General features: G+C 58.3%; 29 protein-coding genes. 15 read left to right on the forward strand and 14 right to left on the reverse strand.

Going from position 1 to position 25,410, the window contains the following annotated elements:
• Positions 1–6: 6 nt before the first annotated feature.
• The 9 genes from INF58_RS03160 to INF58_RS03200 form a co-directional block, all read right to left on the reverse strand.
• Positions 7–537 (reverse strand): cupin domain-containing protein, encoded by a 531-nt coding sequence (locus INF58_RS03160; RefSeq protein ID WP_193526980.1) that lies wholly within the window; start codon positions 535–537, stop codon positions 7–9.
• Positions 538–547: 10 nt separating this feature from the next.
• Positions 548–1,804 (reverse strand): MFS transporter, encoded by a 1,257-nt coding sequence (locus INF58_RS03165; protein WP_193526981.1) that lies wholly within the window; start codon positions 1,802–1,804, stop codon positions 548–550.
• A gap of 25 nt (positions 1,805–1,829) precedes the next feature.
• On the reverse strand, positions 1,830–3,017 hold the full coding sequence (locus tag INF58_RS03170; RefSeq protein WP_193526982.1) for an NAD(P)/FAD-dependent oxidoreductase: 1,188 nt from the start codon (positions 3,015–3,017) through the stop codon (positions 1,830–1,832).
• On the reverse strand, positions 3,014–3,940 hold the full coding sequence (locus tag INF58_RS03175) for a VOC family protein (RefSeq protein WP_193526983.1): 927 nt from the start codon (positions 3,938–3,940) through the stop codon (positions 3,014–3,016). Before INF58_RS03175 ends, INF58_RS03170 begins: the two co-directional genes overlap by 4 nt.
• Positions 3,941–4,018: 78 nt before the next feature.
• Positions 4,019–4,807: an IclR family transcriptional regulator gene (locus INF58_RS03180; protein WP_193526984.1), complete on the reverse strand. Its 789-nt coding sequence runs from the start codon at positions 4,805–4,807 to the stop codon at positions 4,019–4,021.
• A gap of 12 nt (positions 4,808–4,819) precedes the next feature.
• Complete coding sequence (locus INF58_RS03185) at positions 4,820–5,569, reverse strand: SDR family oxidoreductase (RefSeq protein WP_193526985.1); 750 nt, start codon at positions 5,567–5,569, stop codon at positions 4,820–4,822.
• On the reverse strand, positions 5,569–6,591 hold the full coding sequence (locus INF58_RS03190) for an aromatic ring-hydroxylating dioxygenase subunit alpha (protein ID WP_028014352.1): 1,023 nt from the start codon (positions 6,589–6,591) through the stop codon (positions 5,569–5,571). Before INF58_RS03190 ends, INF58_RS03185 begins: the two co-directional genes overlap by 1 nt.
• A 10-nt stretch (positions 6,592–6,601) precedes the next feature.
• Positions 6,602–6,910 (reverse strand): recombinase-like helix-turn-helix domain-containing protein, encoded by a 309-nt coding sequence (locus INF58_RS03195; RefSeq protein WP_028014353.1) that lies wholly within the window; start codon positions 6,908–6,910, stop codon positions 6,602–6,604.
• The gene (locus tag INF58_RS03200) at positions 6,907–7,230 is read right to left on the reverse strand and encodes a non-heme iron oxygenase ferredoxin subunit (RefSeq protein WP_003860044.1); all 324 of its coding nucleotides are present in this window, start codon (positions 7,228–7,230) and stop codon (positions 6,907–6,909) included. Before INF58_RS03200 ends, INF58_RS03195 begins: the two co-directional genes overlap by 4 nt.
• Before the next feature lie 415 nt (positions 7,231–7,645).
• On the opposite strand from INF58_RS03200, the gene INF58_RS03205 reads away from it, so the two are divergent.
• Positions 7,646–8,857 (forward strand): MFS transporter, encoded by a 1,212-nt coding sequence (locus INF58_RS03205; protein ID WP_193526986.1) that lies wholly within the window; start codon positions 7,646–7,648, stop codon positions 8,855–8,857.
• A gap of 3 nt (positions 8,858–8,860) precedes the next feature.
• Here INF58_RS03205 and speB read toward each other — a convergent pair whose 3' ends face one another.
• From speB to yqgB, 3 genes are all read right to left on the reverse strand, one after another.
• Complete coding sequence (gene speB / locus INF58_RS03210; protein WP_017382921.1) at positions 8,861–9,781, reverse strand: agmatinase; 921 nt, start codon at positions 9,779–9,781, stop codon at positions 8,861–8,863.
• A 286-nt stretch (positions 9,782–10,067) separates the two neighbouring features.
• Positions 10,068–12,044 (reverse strand): biosynthetic arginine decarboxylase, encoded by a 1,977-nt coding sequence (gene speA, locus INF58_RS03215; protein ID WP_022649348.1) that lies wholly within the window; start codon positions 12,042–12,044, stop codon positions 10,068–10,070.
• Positions 12,045–12,052: 8 nt separating this feature from the next.
• Positions 12,053–12,184 (reverse strand): acid stress response protein YqgB, encoded by a 132-nt coding sequence (yqgB, locus tag INF58_RS03220; RefSeq protein WP_129741668.1) that lies wholly within the window; start codon positions 12,182–12,184, stop codon positions 12,053–12,055.
• Positions 12,185–12,844: 660 nt separating this feature from the next.
• Between yqgB and metK the strand changes: the two genes are divergently transcribed.
• From metK to ruvX, 8 genes are all read left to right on the forward strand, one after another.
• Positions 12,845–13,999, forward strand: coding sequence for a methionine adenosyltransferase (gene metK / locus INF58_RS03230; RefSeq protein WP_003860037.1), 1,155 nt, complete (start codon positions 12,845–12,847; stop codon positions 13,997–13,999).
• 313 nt (positions 14,000–14,312) lie between these two features.
• Positions 14,313–15,710, forward strand: a complete 1,398-nt coding sequence (gene galP, locus INF58_RS03235) for a galactose/proton symporter (RefSeq protein ID WP_063867839.1) — start codon at positions 14,313–14,315, stop codon at positions 15,708–15,710.
• Positions 15,711–15,768: 58 nt separating this feature from the next.
• Positions 15,769–16,266 (forward strand): SprT family zinc-dependent metalloprotease, encoded by a 498-nt coding sequence (locus tag INF58_RS03240; protein ID WP_193526987.1) that lies wholly within the window; start codon positions 15,769–15,771, stop codon positions 16,264–16,266.
• A 94-nt stretch (positions 16,267–16,360) separates the two neighbouring features.
• Positions 16,361–17,068, forward strand: a complete 708-nt coding sequence (gene endA, locus INF58_RS03245) for a deoxyribonuclease I (protein ID WP_193526988.1) — start codon at positions 16,361–16,363, stop codon at positions 17,066–17,068.
• A gap of 51 nt (positions 17,069–17,119) precedes the next feature.
• The gene (rsmE, locus tag INF58_RS03250; protein ID WP_193526989.1) at positions 17,120–17,851 is read left to right on the forward strand and encodes a 16S rRNA (uracil(1498)-N(3))-methyltransferase; all 732 of its coding nucleotides are present in this window, start codon (positions 17,120–17,122) and stop codon (positions 17,849–17,851) included.
• A gap of 19 nt (positions 17,852–17,870) precedes the next feature.
• Positions 17,871–18,818, forward strand: coding sequence for a glutathione synthase (gene gshB, locus INF58_RS03255; protein WP_063451234.1), 948 nt, complete (start codon positions 17,871–17,873; stop codon positions 18,816–18,818).
• 74 nt (positions 18,819–18,892) lie between these two features.
• The gene (locus tag INF58_RS03260) at positions 18,893–19,453 is read left to right on the forward strand and encodes a YqgE/AlgH family protein (RefSeq protein ID WP_022649353.1); all 561 of its coding nucleotides are present in this window, start codon (positions 18,893–18,895) and stop codon (positions 19,451–19,453) included.
• The gene (gene ruvX, locus INF58_RS03265; RefSeq protein WP_193526990.1) at positions 19,453–19,869 is read left to right on the forward strand and encodes a Holliday junction resolvase RuvX; all 417 of its coding nucleotides are present in this window, start codon (positions 19,453–19,455) and stop codon (positions 19,867–19,869) included. The genes INF58_RS03260 and ruvX overlap by 1 nt, the downstream gene beginning before the upstream one ends.
• A gap of 10 nt (positions 19,870–19,879) precedes the next feature.
• Here the strand turns inward: ruvX and INF58_RS03270 are convergent, their stop codons facing one another.
• Entirely contained in the window at positions 19,880–20,860 is a 981-nt protein-coding gene (locus INF58_RS03270) for a type IV pilus twitching motility protein PilT (protein ID WP_193526991.1), read from the reverse strand.
• Between the two features lie 17 nt (positions 20,861–20,877).
• Here INF58_RS03270 and INF58_RS03275 point away from each other — a divergent pair, with 17 nt between their 5' ends.
• The 6 genes from INF58_RS03275 (at position 20,878) to INF58_RS03300 (ending at position 24,594) form a co-directional block, all read left to right on the forward strand.
• Positions 20,878–21,579 carry a YggS family pyridoxal phosphate-dependent enzyme gene (locus INF58_RS03275; RefSeq protein WP_063451232.1) on the forward strand — a complete coding sequence of 234 codons (702 nt, stop codon included), beginning with the start codon at positions 20,878–20,880 and terminating at the stop codon, positions 21,577–21,579.
• Positions 21,580–21,600: 21 nt separating this feature from the next.
• A complete protein-coding gene (locus tag INF58_RS03280) occupies positions 21,601–22,167 on the forward strand; it encodes a YggT family protein (protein WP_063451231.1) in 567 nt (188 codons plus the stop codon).
• Complete coding sequence (gene yggU / locus INF58_RS03285; protein ID WP_003860023.1) at positions 22,164–22,460, forward strand: DUF167 family protein YggU; 297 nt, start codon at positions 22,164–22,166, stop codon at positions 22,458–22,460. Before INF58_RS03280 ends, yggU begins: the two co-directional genes overlap by 4 nt.
• 3 nt (positions 22,461–22,463) lie before the next feature.
• On the forward strand, positions 22,464–23,057 hold the full coding sequence (locus INF58_RS03290) for an XTP/dITP diphosphatase (RefSeq protein ID WP_193033142.1): 594 nt from the start codon (positions 22,464–22,466) through the stop codon (positions 23,055–23,057).
• Complete coding sequence (gene hemW, locus INF58_RS03295) at positions 23,050–24,192, forward strand: radical SAM family heme chaperone HemW (RefSeq protein WP_193526992.1); 1,143 nt, start codon at positions 23,050–23,052, stop codon at positions 24,190–24,192. The genes INF58_RS03290 and hemW overlap by 8 nt, the downstream gene beginning before the upstream one ends.
• Positions 24,193–24,255: 63 nt before the next feature.
• Positions 24,256–24,594, forward strand: coding sequence for an endonuclease domain-containing protein (locus tag INF58_RS03300; protein WP_063451228.1), 339 nt, complete (start codon positions 24,256–24,258; stop codon positions 24,592–24,594).
• Positions 24,595–24,677: 83 nt separating this feature from the next.
• On the opposite strand, the gene INF58_RS03305 is transcribed toward INF58_RS03300, so the two are convergent.
• Positions 24,678–25,394, reverse strand: a complete 717-nt coding sequence (locus tag INF58_RS03305) for a DUF2884 domain-containing protein (protein WP_193526993.1) — start codon at positions 25,392–25,394, stop codon at positions 24,678–24,680.
• Positions 25,395–25,410: the final 16 nt, after the last annotated feature.

Consider the following 25,410-nt stretch of genomic DNA (forward strand, 5'->3'; position numbering starts at 1 on the left):
GCCCCCTTAGTTCCGCTTCACTTTTGAGAGCGGATGATCGGAGGGGTAGGTCGGGATTTCCGGCTTGTTGGTTCCCAGCATGACGCACATCAGCGCCTCTTCTTCCCCGTGGTTAAACAGGCCGCGATAGATACCCGGCGGGACGGAGATCAGGTCACGCTCGCGCAGCACGGTTTCGGTGTAGTTGTCGCCGTCCTGGATCATCAGCGTGATCTGCCCTTTGAGCATGAAGAACACCTCCTCCACGTCGTCGTGCAGGTGCAGCGGCCCTTCGCACTTCGACGGCAGCACCATGGTGGAGAAGGTAAAATGGTCCGCCTGCACGGTGTTGGTGTCGTTCGCCACGCCGGTTGCGCCGGTGCCGATGTAGCGCATCTGCGCCCGGCGGTATTTCGGATCAAAATCGGCCTGGAACTTCAGCGCGTTCCAGTCGTATTTACGGCCTTCGAAGCGCGCGATGCGCGACTCGACCCACTCTTCCATCGTCAGGTAGTCAGGTTTGATGCCTGTTTTGTGGGTTACGGTTGAATCAGTCATGACACTCTCCTCAGTAACGTCTCAGCAGCGGCAGTAACAGGACGCAGCCCACCGCCGCCATCACCGCCAGAAAAATCAGCCCGGAATCCATGCTGTGGGTGAAGGCGATAAGCGCGCCCATCACCGCCGGCGACAGCGCGCCCGCAAAATTTCCCAGCCCGTTGAAAATCCCCCCCGCCGTGGCGCTCACCCGGGGATGGGTGGCCTTCGCCAGCAGGGCGAAAATGTTGGGGGCGCCGGTGCCCCACATAAAGGTGCTGAAGCTCATCGCCGCGATGATGGCAAGCGGGGTATCAAGGTGCATCACCGCCGCCAGCCCGACGGCCGCCCCCGCCATCGAGATAAAGCAGGCCGCCGCGCGCTTATCGACCCGGTCAGAGAGCCACGCGCCAATCACCTCTCCCGCCAGCATGGCGATGAACGGCATCGACGACAGCCAGCCCGCGTGCTCCAGGTGGATGCCTTTGCCCTTGATTAAGTAGCCAGGCAGCCAGCCATTAATGCCCCACAGGTAGGTCAGGAACGCGATGTTAAAGATGCAGATGATCCAGAAGTGCGGGCTGACAAACAGCTCGCGCCGCGCCGCGCGCCGCTCGTCCTGAGACGCCTGCGAGGTGCCGGGTTTTGCTTCCAGACGGATCCCGCGCAGGCCGATGCGCACAAAGATAAGCACCGGCACGGTCAGCATTGCCATGACAAAGAAGGTGCTCTGCCAGCCGAAGGTGTTCAGCAGCCAGAGGGAGAGCGGGAAGCCAATCGCCGCGCCTACCGGCGTGCCCAGCAGCCACAGCATGGTGGCGCGCGCCTGTAAATGCTGCGGGAAGTTGTGGCGCACGATGGCGAAAGCCAGCGGGAACAGTGGTCCTTCCGCCACGCCCAGCAGGATGCGCAGGACGATCATCAGCGTGTAGTTATGGGTAAAGCCCATCGCCACCATCAGCACGCACCAGATCGCCATCATGCCGGTGAGCAGGCGCAGCGGCGCGATTTTGTCGCCTAAACCGCTCAAAAATACCGACGAAAAGCCGTAGCTCAGCAGGAAGGCGCTCATCAGAATGCCGAGGCGCGTGGTGTCAAAATCGATGCCCATCGCCTGCTGGAAATGGGTGTCGGAAAAGAGCGCCGCGATGCTGATTTTGTCGAAAAACGCCAGCAGCACGCAGGCCAGCAGCGACAGCGGGATGGCCCAGCGCACCGCTTTTTCAGGCATGCGGGTTCCCTCACCGCTCGCCTCGACGGGCGCGGTGTTGGTCTCTAATGTGGTCATGTCTCCCCCTACGGGTGCGGGTTAGCTATCGCAGTGACATCAGTGAAAAAGTCGGGTCGGCGAGCGGTACGTCCGACAGGTCCCGCCCCGCCGCCATCCAGCGCTTCGCCAGCTTGACGGTGCGCGCATCGTTGAACGCCACCAGCTGCGTCAGCCGCCCGCGTTCATCCAGCGAGAAGAACAGCGCGTCTTCACGCACCCGCGTTTTGCCTCCCGGCTGCGGAATGCCGAGGATCTGAATATTGTGCTGGTATTGATCCGACCACAGCCACGGCGCGTCGTCGTAGCCTGGCGCATCGGGGTTAAGCATGGCTTTCGCCGTCGCCACCGCCTGATTCTGCGCGAAGGCCCAGGACTGGATGCACAGGCCGTAGTGATGGTGCTGCGCCACGTCGCCTGCGGCAAAGATGAACGGATCGGACGTGCGCCCCTGGGCGTCCACCACGATCCCCCGCTCGGTGCGAAGTCCCGCATCGCGCGCCAGCTCCAGATTGAGATCGACGCCGATCCCCACCACTACCGCATCTAAGGTTTCACGCTGGCCGTCGCAGTGGATGACCGGCAGGCCGTTATCGTCCTCCAGCTCCAGCGCGCCGCAGCCGGTACGGATCTCCACCCCCTGCTCGCGGTGGATGGCCTCTAAGCGCTGCGACACCTCGCCGCTCACCGAGCGCATGCACAGCGCGGGCTGCTGCTCAAACAGCGTGACCGCCACGCCGCTTTTGCGCGCGGAAGCGGCAATCTCCAGGCCGATCCAGCCGCCGCCGACAATCGCCAGTTTTTTACTTTCCGCCAGACGCGCTTTCAGGCGCTGCGCGTCCTGCCAGTGGCGCAGGGTGTAGACCTGCGGATGCGCCGCCCACGCCTGCGAAGGCAGGCGCGCCCGCCCGCCGGTGGCCATTAAAAGGATGTTGTAACTAAGGCGTTCGCCGTTGCTCAAACGCACGGATTTCGCTTCACGATCGACTGATTCAGCACGCAGCGGGCGGTACCAGGTCAGGTTCAGCGCCTGCTGTGCTGCTTCGCTAAACAGCCGCGGGAGCGCCGCGTCCGGCTCCAGCAGAGACGCTTTCGACAGCGGCGGACGTTCGTAGAAATCCCACTCCTCTTCCGCCACCACGCAGATCTCGCCGTCGAAGCCCTCGTCGCGCAAGGTTTTCGCCGCCCAGCCGCCCGCCTGACCGCCGCCGATAATGACAATGCGCGACGTCATACCGCCTCCGGCTTTTTCTGCTGGCGGCGCGTGTCGTGGTCAATCCCGCCTTCTACCGCCCATTCGGTAAAGGAGACCAGGGAGTGCTCCAGCTCGCGCGGCTGCCAGTTTTCCGTCAGATAGTCGTCGTTGGTGTAATACTCAAACGCGCCGCCGGTCGGGCTATTGACGTACCAGAAGTACGCCGACGACACCGGATGGCGGCCCGGCCCGATAAAGGTGCTCCATTCATTTTTATTCATCGCGATACCGCCGCCGATCACCTCGTGGATGTCGCGCACGGTGAAGGCCACGTGGTTGAGGCCGCGCTTGCGGTTCGGCAGTTGCAGCAGGAACAGGTTGTGATGGCCGCCGCGCGCCGCGCAGCGCAGGAACACGGCGCGGTTGATGTAGCGGTCCGAAACCTGGAAGCCGAGCACCTCGCGGTAGAATTTCTCCACCGCCGCCAGCTCCTCCACGAAGAACACCACGTGCCCGACGTTGATCGGCTGGGCACGCTCATAAACCGGGCTCGGCGTGTCGATGCGGCGGGCGTCGCCCCACTGGTTAATCGGCTCAACGTTCAGCTCCACGTCAGTCTGCTGGCTGACCTGCACGCGCAGGGTCATGCCGTTCGGATCGAGGCATTCCAGCGCGTCGCCCACTTCGCGAAAGCCGGGCTGCTGCGCAAGCTTCGGGCGCAGCGCGTCGAGATCGGACTGTGCGGCAACCGCCCAGGTCATGCGGCGCAGGGTGTTGCCCGCTTCAAACGCCGGCGGCAGGTCGGGGCTATCGATGGGGTTCAGCTCCACGCGCGCGCCGCTCAGGGTGGTAAAACGCTGGCCGCTGGCATCGCCCGTCAGGCCAAAATCACGCATAAATTTGGCGCAGTGCGTCAGGTCTTCCACGCCAAATTCCAGCTTTTCAATTCCGGTTACACTCATCGTTCGTTGCCTCATCTGGCCCAAATTGGGCGTAAAACATGCCCGACGCAGTTAAGCGCCTGACGTTAACTCACTGATTTAACTGGCCTGTGACAAATAGCCTAAGAAGCCAGAAATTTTATCTGCCGCGAGGCGAACCTCGTTTTGCAGCCGCTCGCGGTCGGTCTGCGGGATCTCCTCCGACGGCACCAGAATGCTGACCACCGCCGCCACGCGTCCGCTTCGGTCATACACCGGGTAGACGATGGAGGAGATGCCGTGGCGGAAGAAGGATTCGCCGATGACATACCCGCGGGCTTTGTCCTGCTGCACCATCTGCCACAGGGCCTCGCGGTTGTGAAGCTGCCCCGGCGCGTTGCCCGGCAGGCGCTCGTGCGGGAACAACTGTTCGAAATCGGCGCGGGAAATATCGGTCAGCAGCATGCGGCCCAGCGAGGTGCAGTGCACCGGCAGGCGGGTGCCAATGCTGACCTGGTTGATGCGCGACCCGGCGGCGCTGACGCGGGCGATGTAGATAATGTCGCGCCCGTCGCGGATCGCCAGATGGCTGCTGCACTGGCTCACGTCGCGCAGCTGTTCGATCACCGGCTGGCCGACCTGCGCCACGTCCAGCGAGGCGATGTACTCAAAGCCGAGACGCAGCACGTTCATGCCCAGCGAAAAGGTACTGGTGCGCGCGTTCCGCTCCAGAAAGCCCATGTACTCCAGCGTCTGCACCACGCGATAGGCGGTCGCCTTCGGCATATCCACCAGCCGGTGCAGCTCGGCAAAGGTCAGATCGCGATGCTGCTCACCAAAAGCCAACAGCAGCTGTAAACCGCGCTCCAGCCCCGGCACCAGATATTTCACTTCCTGATCGTTTGCCATAATCGCCACACCTTAGTTAAAAACAAAACCGCCGTTGACCGGGATCAGCTGCCCGGTGATAAATCGCGACAGATCGCTTAACAGCCAGACCACGCTGCCGGTGACGTCTTCCGGCTGCTGCGCGCCGGTTAACGCGCGGCCATTCTCGTAAAGCTGATGGCGCTCGGCCGGAACATATTCGGTTGCCTCGACGCGGGTTAACCCCGGCGCGATGGCATTAATGCGGATACGCTTTTCACCCAGTTCGCGCGCCATTGAGCGGGTCATCGCAATCACGGCGCCCTTGCTGGCGACGTAGGCCATCAGGCGCGGCGCGCCCCACAGCGCGGTGTCGGACGCAATGTTCACGATGCCCGCGCCCTCGCGCAGCAGCGGCACCGCGGCGCGCGTCACCAGCCAGGTGCCTTTGACGTTAACGCTCATCACCCGATCCCAGAGATCCGGATCGTAATCGAGCATATTTTTGCCGCCGACGCCCGTCGCCATCGCCGCGTTGTTCACCAGGCCATCAATCTGACCCTGCTCGCCAATCGCGCTGAACACCTGCTCAATGGACTGCGGATCGGCCAGATCGATAACGTGCGGTTCGATCGCATAGCCTTGCTCGCTCAGGGCGTGGGCGCTCTCGGCCAGCTCGCCCTTGAGGATGTCGCACATCATCACCGCCGCGCCCTGCTCCGCGCAGGCTTTGGCAAAGTGAAAGCCCAGCCCGCGCGCGGCGCCGGTTATGACGATGCGCTTGCCGCTCAGCAGCCCGTTCATCAGGCGGCTCCCTGCTGTTCTTCGCGCATCGCCAGCTGCTCTTTGGCGGCCTTTTGCATCATGCGGCGCAGGCGCGAGAGGCCGACGTCGTGCTGATACAGGTATTCATGGTCGCGGGCGTTGGGCGCCAGGCTTTCCAGCACCACGCGGTCCTGCTCCAGCACTTCCCAGTGCAGTTTTTCCAGACGGTTGCGGTACATGAAGCGCCACATGTCGCGCTGCCAGCCCTGCACCCGGCGAATGCGCCAGAAGAAGACGCGGCAGTTGTCGTTATCTTCCGGCACCACCATGCCGACGATAAAGAAGTGGCCGCCCGGCCCGAAGCGCTTCTTGTACGGAATGGAGAGGCGCATCCAGCAGGTGCCGCTGTTGCCCAGCTCCACCCAGTCAAAGTTGACGCCGCTCTGCCCTTTTTTCTCGAAAATAAAGCCGGTTTTGGTCGGCTGGAGCACCATGTCGGCCTTGCGATCCCCTTCCGCCATCGAGTGCGACGAAGAGTGCAGATAGGTGCCGTGCATCGGATCCATCACGTTTTCCAGCGCGTACTGATAATTGCATTTCCACGCGGCGGTGCAGAGGAAGTTGCTGAAACTGTCCGTATCGGCGAGCTCGTCCGGGAAGGTCAGCTCGTCCGGCTGCTGGTCTGCGGTGACGCCAAACCACAGGAAGATGGCGCCGTGCGCCTCCTGCACGTTGTAGCTGCGCACGCACTGCTGGCCGACCAGCGGGCATTTGTCCACGGCGGGCACGTCTTTCACCTCGCCGTTGCCCGCGACCTCCACGCCGTGATACCAGCAGGCAATGCGGTCGCCCAGGTTCCAGCCCATCGACAGGCGTGCGCCGCGGTGCGGACAGCGGTCCTCCAGCGCCTGCACCTGGCCGTCTTTGTTGCGCCAGACCACAATCTGTTCGCCCAGGCGGGTAATGCCCACCGGTGCAGACTGCACCTCCCAGCTCGCCAGCACCGGATACCAGAGGCCGCGCAGACCTTTATCGAGATAGTGTTGTACGGTAGTCGTCATCGCGTTGCCCTCAGTAGCCGTTAACCTGTAAGAATGCCTGGAAGCTGGCTTCGCTCCACGGCTCGCCCTGCTGATCGTGCATGCGCACCGCGTTCAGCCCGTTCACCAGCTCCGGTAAGGTTTCAACTCCCTGCTCGAAGAGATCTTCCAGCGTGGCGATGAGGTTCACTTCCCAGCTTTCCGGCTCGCGGCTGCGGGTCTGCCAGATCAGGTTCTGGTAATCACCCGGCTTATGGATCGCACCGTTACCGCCCTCAGCCGGTGGGGCAAACTGACGGCTTTCCGGCAGCGCCGGGTTGTAGTTCAGGGTGTCGCTCATGCCACGGTCTCCTCGACGAAGGTAATCTGAATCTGGTTTTCAAAAACCCGAACCGGGTAGCGGTTAAGGTTGCGTCCGCCGGGGCCGTGCAGGCACTGGCCGGTTTTGACGTCGAAGACCGCCTCGTGCAGCGGGCATTCCACTTTGCCATCTTCCACGAAGCCCTGGCTCAGCAGGGCATAGGCGTGGGGGCATACGTCTTCCAGCGCGTAATATTCACCGTCAATCAAATACACGCCGATCTCTTTACCGTCGACGTTGCCGCTAAAAGGGAAATCTTCCTGTACTTGTTCTGCGTCACATACGCCTATCCAGCTCATCACGATCCTCCAGGCTTTTGTTTCATATATGAAACTCTGTTTCTTATTTAATACGGTCAATATAAAAGCGATGAATGTTTCGTCAACCCGCAATGTGACGAATTTGTTAATCAAACGGTAATTAATTAACTAAGTGTGCAAAGGATCACGAAAAAATGCAGCGATATGAAATTTTCATTATTGCGGCGTGAAAGAATACGATTTATCGATGGCCTGAAATTTTAATAAACAGTGATTGACTTCTTTTCTTTTTGTTCCTTAAAAATAAAAGAAGGTAAAATTATGGTGTTTCACCTGTGAAACTTAATTTTATTTTTCCATTAATAAACAATGAGTTTCATAGGTGAACCATTTTACCCCTGTGACAATCACGCGCATGAAAAATAGAAATAAGCGAAAACATAAGGCAGGCGTTATGACGGCAAGATGGCAAGGCACAGTGGCATTGTTATTACTCATTATTATTTCCTACGTCGACCGGGTAAATATTTCTGTCATGATTTTAAACCCGGAATTTGCCCAGCATTTTCAGCTAAATGAAAACAGAATGTTACAGGGAATGCTGATGACCTGTTTCCTGCTGGGTTATGGATTTTCGGCTTTATTATTAACTCCGGTTATTGAAAGCAAACTCCATTATCGACAGGGATTATTGAGCAGCATAGCGATTTGGGCAGCGGTATGCGCCATTTCCCCGCTGCTCGGATCGCTGATGGGCATGCTTATCGCACGCACGATCCTGGGGATCGCTGAGGGGCCGCTCTTTTCGCTGAAAACGCGCTTCATCAGCGAACACTTTAGCGCGCAGGAGATCGGCAAACCCAACGCCGTGACCGCGCTGGGGGTCTCGCTCGGGCTGGCCGTGGGCTTTCCGCTGGTAACGTGGCTGATGGCGCATCTCGGCTGGGCCGGGTCGTTTTATGCCCTGGCGGTACTGAACCTGGTGCTGGGCGGCGGCCTTGTCTGGCGCTTCCTGCCCGCGCCGCAGGGTGCGGAGCAGATCAAAAAACCGGGCTTCGCAGAGACGTTTTCGCTTGCCTGGCAGACGCCGCTGCTCGGGTGGATCCTGCTGGTGGAGATTGCCACCCTGAGCTATCTCTGGGGGAGCAGCGCCTGGCTGCCCGCGTGGCTGCGCGACGAGCATCATTTCTCGCTGCACGCCACGGGCATGCTTGCGGCCATTCCCTTCCTGCTGAGCCTGGGCTCGAAGTTCCTCGGCGGGGTGCTGCTCGACAAAATGCGCCCTGAACAGGCGCCGGTGCTGTTTGTGGTGGGCGGCGCGCTGACGGCGCTGTCCGTGGTCGCGCTGATGCTCAGCCATCAGCCTGCCTGGCTGGCGCTGTTTATGCTCTCGGCGAATGTATTCTGGGGGCTACAGGGGGCGGCTATTCCGGCGGTGATCCAGCATCACGCCGCGCGGGAAGCGGTGGGCAGCGCTTACGGCATTATCAATGGGATCGGCAATATCTGCGCGGCGTTTATTCCGCTGCTGATGGGGATGGTGATGAGGTCGGTGGGGTCGGTCAGCTCAGGCTTTTCGGTGCTGGTCGTCTCGCAGGCAATCACCCTCCTTGCCGGGGGAATGTTGCTGCTGCGCATGCGTCGCGCAGCAGCAATCAGCGCGTAAGGCTTATTCGCCTTTTTTCGCGGCCTGGATGTAGAGCATTTCCAGCGCCAGGGTCGCCGCGGCAAGCGCGGTGATCTCGGACTGGTCATAGGCTGGCGCCACTTCCACCACGTCCATCCCAACGATGTTCAGATCCTTCAGGCCACGCACCAGCTTGATGGCGCGGTCTGACGTCAGGCCGCCAATCACTGGCGTACCAGTACCCGGTGCAAACGCCGGATCCAGGCAGTCGATGTCAAAGGTCAGATACACGGGCATATCACCGACGATCTGCTTAACCTGAGCCAGAATATCGTCCACGCCGCGATCGTTCACCTGGCCGGCGTCCAGCACGGTGAAGCCGTTATCTTTGTCGAACTCGGTACGGATGCCGATCTGCACGGAGTGGTTCGGATCGATCAGGCCTTCTTTCGGCGCGGTGTAGAACATGGTGCCGTGGTCGAACTCGCAGCCGTTCGCGTAGGTGTCGGTATGCGCATCGAAGTGCACCAGCGCCATTTTACCGAAGTGCTTCGCGTGGGCGCGCAGCAGCGGCAGAGTAACGAAGTGGTCACCGCCGAAGGAGAGCATGCGCTTACCGGCCGCCAGCAGCTTCTCTGCATGCGCCTGCAATTTTTCGCTCATTTCGCGCGCGTCGCCGAAGGCGTACACCAGGTCACCGCAGTCCACCACGTTCAGGCGCTCGCGCATGTCGAAGTTCCACGGGAAGCGGTTGTGCTCCCAGGCCAGGTTGGTGGAAACCTGACGGATTGCCGCCGGGCCGTGACGTCCACCCGCACGACCGGAGGTTGCCATGTCGAACGGTACGCCGGTGATCACCCAGTCAGCGTCGCTGTCGTACGGCTGGAAGTTCATTGGAAGGCGTAAAAAACCAAACGCGTTAGATACCAGAGAGTTATCGTACTGATGACCTAAAGTGCTCATGTCCAGACCTCTTTTAACGTCGATACATTAAAAACAGATGAAAAAAAATCCCCTCCGCGTCGTTAAACCCGACGAGGAAGGGATTGATTCGTAAATCGCATATTGGGGCGAATTATCGCCGTTAATTCATACGGGTTCAAGTGAGTATAGCATTCTGTCGGATGGCGGCTGCTCCTTATCCGGCCTACATTCGTAGGCCCGGTAAGCGCAGCGCCACCAGGCATTGGCGGCACAGCAGCCTGATGCCCTCACCCCACCCCTCTCCCACACGGAGAGGGCGTTTTACTTACTCGTCTTCCAGGTAGGTGTACCCGTACAGACCCGCTTCAAACTCTTCCAGGAACTGCTGCTGCAAGGCGTCGTCCAGACCGGTGTTTTTCACCTGGTCGCGGAACTGAGTGAGCAGTTTTTTCGGATCCAGTTGCACGTATTCGAGCATATCCGCCACGGTGTCCCCTTCGTCGGACAGCTCAACCTCGACGCTGCCGTCAGGGAAGACAAACACGTCAACCGCTTCGGTATCGCCGAACAGGTTGTGCATGTTGCCGAGGATCTCCTGATACGCACCCACCATAAAGAAGCCCAGCATTGGCGGGTTCTCAGGATCGTACTCCGGCATTGGCATCGTCGTTGCGATACCGTCACCGTCCACGTAGTGGTCAATCGCGCCGTCAGAGTCACAGGTGATGTCCAGCAGCACCGCGCGACGTTCCGGGGCGTGGTTCAACCCTTCCAGCGGCAGAACCGGGAACAGCTGGTCGATACCCCAGGCATCCGGCATCGACTGGAACAGGGAGAAGTTGACGTACATTTTGTCCGCCATACGCTCCTGCAACTCGTCGATAATTGGACGATGCGCGCGGTTGCTCGGGTCGAGCTGTTTCTGCACTTCATGGCACATGTTCAGATAGAGCTGTTCGGCCCAGGCGCGCTCTTGCAGGCTAAAGGTGCCTGACGAGTAGCCGACGTGAATATCGTGCAGGTCCATCTGGCTGTCGTGCAGCCATTCGCGCAGGGAACGACGCGTGCCCGGCTCGTGCATCTCCTGCCAGGTTTCCCACATGCTTTGCAGGGAACGTGGGGCATCGTCAGCCGGAGGCGTGGCTTCGGTGATTTCGCTACGCTCGACGCCGATGATGTTAGACACCAGCACCGTATGGTGCGCGGTAACCGCGCGGCCAGATTCGGTGATCACCGTCGGGTGCGGCAGGCCGTGCTCTTCGCAGGCATCGCCAATCGCCCAGATGATGTTGTTGGCGTATTCGTTCAGGCCGTAGTTGACCGAGCAGTCAGACTGGGAGCGGGTCCCTTCGTAGTCCACGCCCAGGCCGCCGCCCACGTCAAAGCACTGGATGTTCACGCCAAGCTTATGCAGCTCAACGTAAAAACGCGCGGATTCACGCACGCCGGTGGCGATGTCGCGGATATTGGCCATCTGCGAGCCGAGGTGGAAGTGCAGCAGCTGAATGCTGTCCAGACGTCCGCGCTCGCGCAGAATCTCCACCAGCTGAAGCACCTGGTTCGCCGCGAGGCCAAACTTGGATTTTTCACCGCCGGAAGACTGCCATTTACCGGAACCCTGCGACGCCAGTCGCGCACGCACGCCAAGGCGCGGGATCACGTTCAGACGCTCGGCCTCTTCCAGCACGATCGCGATTTCGGTCATCTTCTCGATCACCAGGTAGACCTTGTGGCCCATCTTCTCGCCAATCAGCGCCAGACGGATGTATTCGCGGTCCTTATAGCCGTTACAGACGATCACCGACCGGGTCATGCCCGCGTGCGCCAGAACGGCCATCAGCTCCGCTTTGGAACCGGCTTCCAGGCCCAGCGGCTCGCCGGAGTGGATCAGGGACTCAATCACGCGGCGGTGCTGGTTTACCTTGATCGGGTAAACGAGGAAATAGTCGCCGTTATAACCATACGATTCGCGCGCGCGTTTGAACGCGGCGTTAATAGAACGCAGGCGATGTTGCAGGATCTGCGGGAAGCAGAACAGTGCAGGCAAGCGCTGGCCCTGCGCTTCACGGGCTTTCACCAGCTTAGCGAGATCCACGCGCGCTTCCGGGACGTCCGGATCCGGGCAGACGCTGATGTGGCCCAGTTCGTTAACGTCGTAGTAGTTATTGCCCCACCAGGCAATATTGTAAGTGCGCAGCATCTTGCTGGCTTCCTGGGAGCTCATCGCAACCTCCTGCATAGAACGTAGTACACCCTGTTCGCCTGCTGACGAAGGCGAAAGCGAAGACATGTCGTCAGACATAGCGAACCTCAACTCTTTGTAGTAAGTGTAAAACAGTTGACTACTATCGCAGCGTTATACGGCGATAACAACCCATTAACGGCTCCATTTCCCAGCAGAGTATGCTGAAATCCAGACCGTGCGACCGGTTTCTTATTCATATCATTGTAAAACACGTATCCGAACTCTGTATGACAAGGTTCGGCGAAACCACGAGAAAACTCCTGTATTAACAAGAGCGCCCTTGTTCAGTTTTCACAAAGCGTAACCGGCTCTGGAATCCTGAGAAGCACCGAGATGGGTATAACATCGGCAGGTGTTTAAACCAGAAGTGCGGGTGGGAATCACATGCGCGCCAGAACGGCTGCGCTGAATGAGCGGAAAACGATGGTTCATTATCTCGTATCACCTCCACGGCCGCCTCTGCTGAAACGGACCACAAGCCAAAGCTAAAAGTTCACTGCTTAACCCGGCTGGAAGTGGCGACACGATGTGTTCATCGAGCGCTGATTTTATATGAGCCGCGCGCCGCGTTTTATACCGAGAAGGTAGCTAAAAAGCAAAATAAAAATGTGCAGGTTGCCAGCGCCGTCAGGAAAAATTTCCAGCTATGTTTTCAACGCAGTGAGAGGTGAGTCAAAAAAAACTGGAAATCGGGCGAAGAAGTGACCTAAAATAGCCATCCAGATGTTAATCCATCCATACCGATTAACACTCAGACTGCCAGTGTCAAAATCCTGTAGGCCTTGGTAGAATTATCTCCTTTGGCTATTCCACACAGCAGCTTGAGCTAACCAAATTCCTCTTAGGTGAAATAAAACATGGCAAAACACCTGTTTACGTCCGAGTCCGTATCAGAAGGACATCCTGATAAAATTGCTGACCAAATCTCCGATGCGGTGCTGGATGCGATCCTCGCGCAGGATCCAAAGGCGCGCGTAGCGTGTGAAACCTATGTCAAAACCGGCATGGTTCTGGTTGGCGGTGAGATCACCACCAGCGCATGGGTTGATATCGAAGAGATCACCCGTAACACGGTACGTGAGATCGGCTATGTGCATTCTGATATGGGCTTTGATGCCAACTCCTGCGCCGTACTGAGCGCGATTGGCAAACAGTCTCCGGACATCAACCAGGGCGTTGACCGTGCCGATCCGCTGGAACAGGGCGCGGGCGACCAGGGCCTGATGTTCGGCTATGCGACCAACGAAACCGACGTGCTGATGCCGGCCCCTGTGACTTACGCACACCGTCTGGTGCAGCGTCAGGCTGAAGTGCGTAAAAACGGCACTCTGCCGTGGCTGCGTCCGGATGCGAAAAGCCAGGTGACCTTCCAGTACGACGACGGGAAAATCGTCGGTATCGATGCCGTGGTTCTCTCCACGCAGCATGCTGAAGAGATTGATCAGAAATCGCTGCAAGAAGCGGTGATGGAAGAGATCATCAAGCCGGTTCTGCCGACTGAGTGGCTGAGCTCTGCGACCAAATTCTTCATCAACCCAACCGGACGCTTTGTTATCGGCGGGCCTATGGGTGACTGCGGTCTGACCGGTCGTAAAATCATCGTTGATACCTACGGCGGCATGGCGCGTCACGGTGGCGGTGCATTCTCCGGTAAAGATCCGTCTAAAGTTGACCGTTCTGCCGCGTACGCTGCGCGTTATGTAGCGAAAAACATCGTTGCTGCCGGCCTGGCTGACCGCTGTGAGATTCAGGTTTCCTACGCTATCGGCGTGGCTGAGCCAACCTCCATCATGGTGGAAACCTTCGGTACTGAAAAAGTGCCTTCAGAACAGCTGACCCTGCTGGTGCGCGAGTTCTTCGACCTGCGCCCATACGGCCTGATTCAGATGCTGGATCTGCTGCACCCAATCTACCAGGAAACTGCCGCGTACGGTCACTTTGGTCGCGAACATTTCCCATGGGAAAAAACCGACAAAGCCGCCCTGCTGCGTGACGCTGCCGGTCTGAAGTAATCGACTGACAGCTGCTAAAACAGGCCAGCCTTTGTGCTGGCTTTTTTTATGCCGGATATACCCCGCTTTCAGAATAATCTCTTTGCATGATCGTAATTCTTCTGCTGTTACATTCCCTTTCAGTTAAGTCTGAAATGCATGCAAACGCGATGCATATCAATTAATTTACCTCTATATTTTCAAAGCTTTAATTATTTTTACGGTTACGGGTTAGTGTAACCGATTACACCATTGTGATTTGTCTCACATATTTTTATGAGCCGCTCACCTACTCTTAATATCGATAAAACTGATAACCCAACTGGAGGGCATAATGCCTGACAATAATAAACAGGGGCGTACGTCCAATAAGGCAATGACGTTCTTCGTCTGCTTCCTTGCCGCTCTGGCAGGATTACTCTTTGGCCTGGATATTGGCGTCATCGCCGGTGCATTACCTTTCATCGCCGATGAGTTCCAGATTAGCGCACACACTCAGGAATGGGTGGTTAGCTCCATGATGTTCGGCGCCGCCGTCGGCGCGGTCGGCAGCGGCTGGCTCTCCTTTAAGCTCGGGCGTAAAAAGAGCCTGATGATCGGCGCGATCCTGTTCGTTGCCGGCTCATTGTTCTCTGCCGCTGCGCCTAACGTTGAAGTGCTGATCCTCTCCCGCGTGCTGCTGGGTCTGGCAGTGGGCGTGGCGTCTTACACTGCTCCGCTGTACCTGTCTGAAATCGCGCCGGAAAAAATTCGCGGCAGCATGATTTCCATGTATCAGCTGATGATCACCATCGGTATTCTCGGGGCTTATCTCTCCGATACCGCGTTCAGCTACAGCGGCGCATGGCGCTGGATGCTGGGTGTGATCATCATCCCTGCCGTCCTGCTGCTGATCGGCGTCTTCTTCCTGCCGGACAGCCCGCGCTGGTTTGCCGCCAAACGACGCTTCCACGATGCCGAACGCGTGCTCTTACGCCTGCGTGATACCAGCGCCGAAGCGAAAAACGAGCTGGAAGAGATCCGCGAAAGCCTGAAGGTGAAACAGTCCGGCTGGGCGCTGTTCAAAGAGAACAGCAACTTCCGCCGCGCGGTGTTCCTCGGCGTGCTGTTACAGGTTATGCAACAGTTCACCGGGATGAACGTCATCATGTATTACGCGCCAAAAATCTTCGAACTGGCGGGTTACACCAACACCACCGAGCAGATGTGGGGCACCGTGATCGTCGGCCTGACCAACGTGCTGGCGACCTTTATCGCCATCGGTCTGGTGGACCGCTGGGGACGTAAGCCAACCCTGACGCTGGGCTTCCTGGTGATGGCTGTCGGTATGGGCGTGCTGGGTACCATGATGCACCTGGGCATTCACTCTCCAACGGCACAGTACTTCGCCGTGGCGATGCTGCTGATGTTTATCATTGGGTTTGCGATGAGTGCCGGTCCGCTGATTTGGGTACTGTGCTCTGAGATCCAGCCGCTGAAAGGGCGTGATTTTGGTATCACCTGCTCTACCGCAACCAACTGGATTGCCAACATGATCGTCGGCGCAACGTTCCTGACCATGCTCAATACCCTGGGTAACGCCAATACCTTCTGGGTCTACGCGGGTCTGAACCTGTTCTTTATTGTTCTCACAATCTGGCTGGTTCCTGAAACCAAACACGTTTCACTGGAACACATTGAACGTAACCTGATGAAAGGTCGTCCTCTGCGCGAAATCGGCGCACACGACTGATCCTCTTGCGGGAGGCGCCTCTTGCGCCTCCCCGCTTCCCGCTTTATGCTCTGCCCCTATGAAAGCTCCCCGTCTCCCCATCGCCATTCAGCAAGCCGTTATGCGCAGCCTGCGGGAAAAACTCGCCCTGGCCAACCTGAAGCTCGGCCGCAGTTATCCTGAACCGAAGCTGGTCTATCAGCAGCGCGGCACCGCGGCAGGCACCGCCTGGCTGGAAGCCTACGAGATCCGCCTGAACCCGGTGTTGATGATGGAAAATCAGCAGGCGTTTATCGAAGAAGTGGTGCCGCACGAGCTGGCCCATCTTCTGGTGTGGAAACACTTTGGCCGCGTCGCGCCGCACGGCAAAGAGTGGAAGTGGATGATGGAGGCGGTGCTCGGCGTTCCGGCACGCCGAACCCATCAGTTCGAGCTGGAATCGGTGCGCCGCAATACCTTTCCCTACCGCTGCCAGTGCCAGCAGCACCAGCTTACCGTCCGCCGCCACAACCGCGTGGTGCGGGGCGAGGCAACCTACCGCTGCGTGAAGTGTGGCGAACCGCTGGTCGCGGAATAATCAACTGAACTATCAGGAACTTTCCTGATCTGACTGATTGCATACAGGAACAACATTCGTTACGTTGCGGGCTCGTTTTGACACGGAGTGTAAGATGTCCCGTAATGTTTCTCTCGCGGTCGCTTTTCTGGCGACGGCGCTTTCCGGCCATGCTCTGGCCGACGGTATTCACAGTTTTTCTCAGGCTAAAACGGCAGGCGTAAAGATTAACGCCGACGTGCCGGGTGATTTCTACTGCGGCTGTAAAATCCACTGGCAGGGTAAAAAAGGGATCGTGGACCTGGAGTCCTGCGGCTATAAGGTGCGCAAGAACGAGAACCGCGCCAGCCGAATCGAATGGGAACACGTTGTTCCGGCCTGGCAGTTTGGCCACCAGCGCCAGTGCTGGCAGGATGGCGGACGTCAGAATTGCGCAAAAGATCCGGTCTATCGCCAGATGGAAAGCGATATGCACAACCTGCAACCCGCCGTGGGTGAAGTCAATGGCGATCGCGGTAACTTCATGTACAGCCAGTGGAACGGTGGCGAAGGCCAGTACGGTCAGTGCGCGATGAAGGTCGATTTCAAAGATAAAGTAGCCGAACCGCCCGCGCGCGCGCGCGGCAGCATCGCCCGTACGTACTTCTATATGCGCGACCGCTACCATCTCAACCTTTCCCGCCAGCAGACGCAACTGTTCAATGCCTGGGACAAACTCTATCCGGTGACGGACTGGGAATGCCAGCGCGACGAACGTATCGCCAACGTCCAGGGGAATCACAACCCTTACGTCCAGCGGGCTTGCCAGGCGCAAAAGAGCTAACCTACACTACGGCCATTCGCTTATATCGCATGACATATGGAATTTCTGACTATGCGCATCCCTCGCATCTATCACCCTGAACTGATTACCGCTGGCGGCGAAATCGCCCTGTCTGATGATGCTGCAAACCACGTAGGCCGCGTGCTGCGCATGGGTGCAGGCCAGGCCATTCAGCTCTTCGACGGCTCGAATCAGGTTTTCGACGCTGAAATTACGCGCGCCGACAAAAAAAGCGTGCACGTAAAGGTGCTCCGTGGCGAAGTGGACGACCGGGAATCTCCGCTGCACATTCACCTCGGCCAGGTGATGTCGCGCGGGGAAAAGATGGAGTTCACCATTCAGAAATCCATTGAACTGGGTGTAAGCCTCATTACGCCACTTTTTTCTGAGCGCTGCGGCGTTAAACTGGATGCGGAACGTCTGAACAAAAAGCTCCAGCAGTGGCAGAAAATTGCCATTGCGGCCTGCGAACAGAGTGGCCGTAACCGTATTCCGGAGATCCGCCCGGCGATGGATCTGGAAGACTGGTGTGCAGAAGAGGAAAGCGGGCTTAAGCTTAATCTTCATCCGCGCGCCAGCGCCAGCATCAATACGCTGCCGCTGCCCGTTGAGCGCGTACGCCTGCTGATTGGCCCGGAAGGCGGCCTGTCGGCTGACGAAATCGCCATGACGGCGCATTACCAGTTTACTGATATTCTGTTGGGACCTCGCGTTCTGCGCACTGAGACAACGGCACTCACAGCCATTACCGCGCTACAGGTACGGTTTGGCGATCTGGGTTGACCCATTAACGGAGAAGAAGATGATTAAGCTCGGCATCGTGATGGACCCCATCGCAAACATTAACATCAAGAAAGATTCCAGCTTCGCTATGCTGCTGGAAGCGCAGCGTCGCGGCTATGAACTCCACTACATGGAGATGAACGATCTTTACCTGATCAACGGTGAAGCCCGCGCACGCACCCGCATCGTTAACGTCGAGCAGAACTACGACAAATGGTACGAATTTGGCACCGAGCAGGATATTGCCCTGGCCGACCTCAACGTCATCCTGATGCGTAAAGATCCGCCGTTCGACACCGAATACATTTACTCCACCTATATCCTTGAGCGTGCCGAAGAGAAAGGAACGCTGATCGTCAACAAGCCGCAGAGCCTGCGCGACTGCAACGAGAAGCTTTACACCGCCTGGTTCTCTGACCTGACGCCGGAAACGCTGGTCACCCGCAGCAAAACGCAGCTGAAAGCATTCTGGCAGAAGCACGGCGACATCATCATGAAGCCGCTGGACGGCATGGGCGGCGCGTCGATCTTCCGCGTGAAGGACGGCGATCCGAACATTGGCGTGATTGCCGAAACGCTGACCGAGCTGGGAACCCGCTACTGCATGGCGCAGAACTATCTGCCTGCCATCAAAGACGGCGACAAGCGCGTGCTGGTCGTAGACGGCGAGCCGGTGCCTTACTGCCTGGCGCGCATCCCGCAGGGCGGCGAAACCCGTGGCAACCTGGCGGCCGGCGGCCGTGGCGAACCGCGTCCGTTAAGCGAAAGCGACTGGGAAATTGCCCGCCGCGTCGGTCCTACGCTGAAAGCTAAAGGTCTGATCTTTGTCGGCCTCGATATCATCGGCGATCGCCTGACCGAAGTGAACGTCACCAGCCCGACCTGCATTCGTGAAATTGAAGCGGAATTCCCGATCTCGATCACCGGAATGCTGATGGACGCTATCGAAAAACGTTTACAGAAATAACCTGTGACAGCGCCTGTGTTTATCCCCATACTGGGCGCTGTCGCTTTTTAAACCAGGAAACAGTACCTCTGACAATGAATTTACAGCATCACTTTCTTATTGCCATGCCTGCTCTCCAGGATCCGATTTTCCGCCGCGCCGTGGTGTACATTTGTGAATACAACGAAGACGGCGCGATGGGGATTATCATCAACAAGCCGCTGGAAAACCTCCAGGTTGAAGGGATTCTGGACAAGCTGAAAATCCCCGCTGAAGCGCGACTGCCGGAGATCCGTCTCGATAAACCGGTGATGCTGGGCGGCCCGCTTGCAGAAGATCGTGGCTTTATCCTGCATACCCCGCCGGTTTTCTCGTCCAGTATTCGTATCTCCGATAACACCGTCGTCACGACGTCTCGCGACGTGCTCGAAACGCTGGGCACGGCAAATCAGCCTTCTGAAGTGCTGGTTGCGCTCGGCTACGCCTCCTGGGAAAAAGGGCAGCTGGAACAAGAAATTCTGGACAACGCCTGGCTCACAGCCCCTGCGGATATGAATATCCTGTTCAAAACCCCTATTGCCGATCGCTGGCGCGACGCGGCGAAGCTGATTGGCATTGATATTCTGACCATGCCTGGCGTTGCGGGGCACGCGTAATGAGCGGCACCCTTCTCGCCTTCGACTTCGGCACCAAAAGCATCGGCGTCGCCGTGGGTCAACGGATAACCGGCACCGCCCGCCCCCTCACGGCGCTGAAAGCTAACGACGGCACGCCGGACTGGAACCTTATTGAGCGCCTGCTCAAGGAGTGGCAGCCGGACAACGTGATTGTCGGCCTGCCGCTGAACATGGACGGCACCGAGCAACCGCTTACCGCCCGCGCGCGCAAGTTCGCGAACAAAATCCATGGCCGCTTTGGCGTCTCCGTTAAGCTGCACGATGAACGTCTGAGCACCGTTGAAGCGCGCGCTGGCCTGTTCGAGCACGGCGGCTTCCGGGCGCTGAACAAAGGCAGCGTGGATTCTGCTTCTGCCGTCATTATCCTCGAAAGCTATTTCGAACAAGGTTACTGAGCGCCGGAGCCTACAGCCGCCCCTGCGCCCGCCGCTCTGCCAGACTCTGCTCAAAGTTCTGCATCCCCGCCTGCTGCCCCGTTTGGATAATGCCCGGAAGTTGCCAGGTTTTGCCTTCGCGGATCAGGTTCGCCGCCGCAGACGTGTTCACCAGTAATTCGTACAGCGCCACGCGCCCGCCCTGGAGATCCTGACGCAGCTTCTGCGCCAGCACCGCGCGCAGGCTTCCCGCCAGCTGATTGCGCACCGGATCTTTTTCCTGTGCCGGGAAGGTATCGACCAGGCGCTCAATGGCCTGCGCCGCCCCGCGCGTGTGCAGCGTGGCTAAAACCAGATGGCCGGTCTCAGCCGCCGTCAGCGCCAGGCGTATCGTCTCGCTGTCGCGCAGCTCGCCAAGCAGAATCACATCCGGATCTTCACGCAGGGCGCTGCGCAGGGCCTCGGCAAAGGACGGGCTGTGCTGGCCTATCTCGCGCTGCTGGATCAGGCAACGTTCGCTCTGGTACATAAACTCCACCGGATCTTCCAGGGTCAGAATATGCCCGTCCGTCTGGTGATTGAGGAAATCGACCATCGCGGCCAGGGTGGTCGATTTTCCGCTGCCGGTGGCGCCGGTGACCAGAATCAGGCCATTGTCATGGGTCAACAGCGCCGGGATCGCTCGCGGCACGCCCAACGCAGAGAGCTGCGGGCACGTCAGCGGCAACAGCCGCAGCGCGATCGAAACGCCGTGCATATGCTTAAACGCACTGCCGCGCAGCCGCTGACCGCCTGCGAGGGTAACGGCAAAATCCACCTGCCCGTTTGCCCACCATGCGCCCTGCTGTTCGTCGTTGAGCCACGCTTTTATTAATCCCTCCACATCCGGGGGCGGAAACGGCGCCGGTTCAAGTCGGCCTAACCTGCGCCAGCGCGGTGGCGAATCACTGCACAGGTGTAGATCGGAGACGTTATGCTTTACACTAAGGGCCACAATTTCTTCCACATCCATAGACTACTCCTCGGAAAATGAACGACATTGCGCATAACCTGGCACAGGTCCGGGACAAAATCTCAGCCGCTGCAACGCGTTGCGGCCGTGCTTCAGAAGAAATTACGTTGCTTGCAGTCAGCAAAACCAAGCCTGCGAGCGCCATCGCAGAAGCGATTGCCGCCGGCCATCGCGCCTTCGGCGAAAACTATGTGCAGGAAGGGGTGGATAAGATTCGCGCTTTCCGGGAACAGGGCAATACGGACCTGCAATGGCACTTTATCGGCCCGCTACAGTCGAACAAAAGCCGACTGGTAGCAGAGCACTTCGACTGGTGCCACACCATCGATCGTCTGCGCATCGCCACCCGTCTGAGCGACCAGCGCCCGGCAGAGATGCCAGCGCTTAACGTGCTGATTCAAATCAACATCAGTGATGAAAACAGCAAGTCCGGCATTACGCTGGGCGAACTGGATGCGCTGGCGGCTGAGGTGGCGGCGCTGCCGCGCTTAACCCTGCGCGGGCTGATGGCAATTCCGGCGCCAGAGTCAAGTTATGAAAGGCAGTTTGCCGTGGCACAGCAAATGGCTGTAGCATTTGAGGCGCTTAAAGCGCGCTATGACACGGTAGACACGCTTTCTCTGGGCATGTCGGACGATATGGAAGCCGCCATCGCGGCAGGCAGCACCATGGTGCGCATCGGCACGGCTATTTTCGGTGCGCGCGATTACACCCAATAATAAGGAAAACTGAGGAACGCCATGAAGACGTTGACTTTCCTGCTCTCAACGGTCATTGAACTGTATACGATGGCGCTGCTGCTGCGCGTCTGGATGCAGTGGGCCCGTTGTGATTTTTACAATCCATTCTCACAATTTATCGTGAAAATCACGCAGCCCGTTGTGGGGCCGCTTCGCCGCATCATTCCGGCAATGGGGCCGATAGACAGTTCATCCCTGCTGATGGCATTTATTCTGAGCGTTATCAAAGCGATCGTGCTGTTTATGGTCATTACTTTCCAGCCAATTATCTGGATTTCAGCCGTTCTGATCCTCGTGAAAACCGTCGGCCTGCTGATCTTCTGGGTCCTGCTGGTGATGGCGATCATGAGCTGGGTAAGCCGGGGCCGTAGCCCGGTGGAATACGCGTTGATTCAGCTGACGGAACCGCTGCTGCGTCCGATTCGTAGCTTGCTGCCTGCCATGGGCGGGATCGACTTCTCCCCGATGCTCCTCGTTCTGCTGCTGTACGTGCTGAATATGGGTATCGCGGAACTGTTGCAGGCGACGGGCAATATGCTGCTGCCGGGGCTGTGGATGGCGTTATGAGTGCAGTTAGCCCCTGCGCCGACGGGCTGGTTTTACGGCTGTACATTCAGCCGAAAGCCAGCCGCGACAGCATTGTTGGGCTGCATGGCGACGAATTAAAAGTCGCCATCACCGCCCCGCCGGTTGACGGCCAGGCGAATGCGCATCTGACCAAATACCTGGCTAAACAGTTTCGCGTCGCTAAAAGCCAGGTCATCATTGAGAAAGGTGAACTTGGCCGCCATAAACAGGTAAAAATCCTTAATCCGCAATCTATCCCGACGGAAGTCGCGGCTCTGACAGAACAGGACTAAACCATGCAGAAAGTTGTTCTCGCCACCGGTAATGCCGGTAAAGTGCGCGAGCTGGCCTCGCTATTAAATGATTTTGGGCTGGACGTGGTGGCTCAGACCGAGCTGGGCGTGGATTCCGCCGAAGAGACGGGCCTGACGTTTATCGAAAACGCCATTCTGAAAGCGCGCCACGCCGCGCAGATCACGGGGCTGCCCGCGATTGCCGATGACTCCGGTCTGGCCGTGGATTTTCTCGGCGGTGCGCCGGGGATTTACTCCGCCCGCTATTCCGGGGTGGACGCCACCGACCAGCAGAATCTGGAAAAGCTGCTCGTGGCCCTGAAGGACGTTCCCGACGAACAGCGTACCGCGCAGTTCCACTGCGTGCTGGTCTACATGCGTCATGCGGAAGACCCAACGCCGATCGTCTGTCACGGCAGCTGGCCGGGCGTGATTACCCGTAAAGCGGCGGGCAACGGCGGCTTTGGCTATGACCCGATTTTCTTTGTCCCGACCGAGGGCAAAACCGCTGCGGAACTGACCCGCGAAGAGAAAAGCGCGATCTCCCACCGTGGTCGCGCGCTGAAACTGTTACTGGAAGCGTTACGTAATGGCTAATTTGCCGCCTCTGAGTCTTTATATTCATATCCCGTGGTGTGTGCAGAAATGCCCGTACTGTGATTTCAACTCGCACGCGCTGAAGGGCGAAGTGCCGCACGATGATTACGTCGCGCATCTGCTGGCCGATCTGGATGCCGATGTACCGTACGCGCAGGGACGTGAGGTAAAGACCATTTTCATTGGTGGCGGTACACCGAGCCTGCTCTCAGGCCCGGCGATGCAGACGCTGCTGGACGGCGTGCGTGCGCGCCTGAATCTGGCAGTGGATGCTGAAATTACGATGGAAGCCAACCCCGGCACCGTTGAGGCCGACCGTTTTGTCGAGTATCAGCGCGCGGGCGTGAACCGTATCTCCATCGGGGTGCAGAGCTTTAGCGAGCCGAAGCTGAAGCGTCTGGGGCGCATTCACGGCCCGGAAGAGGCAAAGCGGGCGGCAAACCTGGCAACGGGGCTTGGGCTGCGCAGTTTTAATCTCGACTTGATGCACGGCCTGCCGGACCAGTCGCTGGAAGAGGCGCTGGACGATTTGCGTCAGGCGATTGAACTGAACCCGCCGCATCTGTCGTGGTATCAGCTCACCATTGAGCCGAACACGCTGTTTGGCTCACGCCCTCCGGTGCTGCCGGACGACGACGCGCTGTGGGATATCTTCGAGCAGGGCCACAGGCTGTTAACCGCGGCAGGGTATCAGCAATATGAAACCTCGGCGTATGCAAAGCCGGGCTATCAGTGTCAGCACAACCTGAACTACTGGCGTTTTGGTGATTATCTGGGGATTGGCTGCGGCGCCCACGGTAAAGTGACCTTCCCGGACGGTCGCATTCTGCGTACCGCCAAAACGCGTCATCCGCGCGGATTTATGGAAGGCCGCTACCTGGAGCGTCAGCACGACGTCGAGGCGGCGGACAAGCCGTTTGAGTTCTTTATGAACCGCTTCCGTCTGCTGGAAGCCGCGCCGCGCGCCGAATTTTCGCGTTATACCGGGTTACCGGAATCAGCGATTCGCCCGCAGATTGACGAGGCGCTGGCGCAGGGGTATCTGACGGAATGTGATGATTACTGGCAGATCACCGAGCACGGTAAGCTGTTCTTAAACTCCCTTCTTGAGCTGTTCCTCGCTGAAGGATCCTGAAGGCTGATTCAGGATTTTGCATCCCGTTCTGCCGGCTGAGGGAAAGGCTGGCAGAGTGTGGGGATGGAAAAATCAAAACAACTCCGCAAACAAATGACACCCGAAGAATTACGCCTCTGGTATCTGCTCAGAGGTCGCCGCTTCTTTGGGTATAAGTTTCGCCGACAGATGCCGGTTGGGCCGTACATTGTGGATTTTGCCTGCTTTAAGGCGAAGCTCATTGTTGAGCTGGACGGGGGGCAACATCAGGATAAAGAGGCCTATGACTCTCGTCGCACCGAGTTTTTGAATGCGAACGGCTGGGAAGTCGTACGGTTCTGGAATCATGAATTCAGGGCTAATGAGGAGGAGCTGCTGATGGCAATTCTGCAACGATTGCAATGCCTGATGCCCTCACCCTAACCCTCTCCCACAGGGAGAGGGAACTGGTTACTCCCTCTCCCCTGGGGAGAGGGCCGGGGTGAGGGGCCCTGCGCGCAGAGGCGTTACTTCAACGTCCCCACCAGCGCTTTCCGGCTATCTTCCAGCGACACCACGCGCTTACACACGTCTTTGCCGAACTGCTGGAAATCAGCTTCCTGATTCTTCCACTCGTTCTGAATTGAGGTTTGCAGTCCGCCCAGGCTACCCAGAACGCCCTGCAACGGATTACCGCCGCCCTTCAGCACCGCCTGGGCGCCCATCTCGTTAATGCTGTCCTGGAGAATGCCGCCCATCGCCTGGTTCACCAGCTGCTGACCTTCGGCACGCACCTGATCGATCGCCTTATAGTGGAACGTCAGGCCATCAGAGCGCGTCTCGATAATACGGTTCATCTGCTCTTTCAGCTGTTTATCCAGCTTGGTCAGGCGGGTACGCATATTACTGCTCTCCCCCACCTCTTTAGTGATGATTTTATCCAGCGCCACGCGGCTCTTTTCAACGCGGGTCAGCGCGCCTTTGTTTATCCACGGCAGCGCGGTGCGCAGCTCGGCCTGGTAGTCCATCGCCTGCTCGCGCTGGGCGGCCGTCAGGTTTTGCGGTTTGCCGTTAAAGGTCACGTTGCCATCCGGCGTAATCACCAGATTGCCATTCTCGCCCTTAACCTGCACGGTTTGCGGACTCAACACCACGTCATCGCGCGGGGTGACGCTACATTTATATTCCGCATGGGCGGTGGATCCGATTGCCAGTAAAGCAACAGCCAGCAACGTTTTGCGCATCTTTAACACTCCCTCA

It is taken from the genome of Enterobacter cloacae complex sp. P24RS (assembly GCF_014982165.1).
In the GTDB taxonomy this organism is placed as follows: domain Bacteria; phylum Pseudomonadota; class Gammaproteobacteria; order Enterobacterales; family Enterobacteriaceae; genus Enterobacter; species Enterobacter quasihormaechei.